Source organism: Melaminivora alkalimesophila (assembly GCF_000282995.1).
GTDB classification, from domain to species: domain Bacteria; phylum Pseudomonadota; class Gammaproteobacteria; order Burkholderiales; family Burkholderiaceae_C; genus Melaminivora; species Melaminivora alkalimesophila.
Map to the genome: position 1 here is coordinate 1 of NZ_ALEE01000805.1, position 468 is coordinate 468.

A 468-nucleotide genomic window follows, 5' to 3' on the forward strand; every position below is an offset into this window, starting at 1 on the left:
GCGCCGACCGCCGCGCTGGTGGGCGGGGTGTTGCTGGCGGCGGCCTATGCGTTGTTCAGCGGCTGGGGCGTGCCGGCGCAGCGCACCATCTGCATGCTCGCGACGGTGGCGCTGCTGCGCCTGTCGGGGCGGCAGTGGCCCTGGCCACAGGTCTGGCTGCTGGCCTGCGCCGTGGTGCTGGCCCTGGATCCCTGGGCCATGCTGCAGGCGGGCTTCTGGCTGAGTTTCGTGGCGGTGGCGGTGCTGTTCGCCACCGACCGTGGCCGGGCGCCAAGGCCGCGGGGTGTGCTGGCGCGCGGCGGGGCGATGCTGCGCGAGCAGGGGGTGGTGACGGTGGCGCTGGCGCCGCTCACGCTGCTGCTGTTCGGTCAGGTGTCGGTGATCGGGTTGGTGGCCAACCTGCTGGCCATTCCCTGGGCGACGCTGGTGGTGCTGCCGCCTGCGCTGCTGGGGGTGTTGTGGCCGCCG

At 74.1% G+C, this 468-nt stretch carries 1 protein-coding gene; it reads left to right on the forward strand.

The features are described 5' to 3' along the window. Positions 1-468: ComEC/Rec2 family competence protein (locus A612_RS15495; RefSeq protein WP_040437189.1), on the forward strand; the 468-nt coding region annotated here is incomplete at both ends.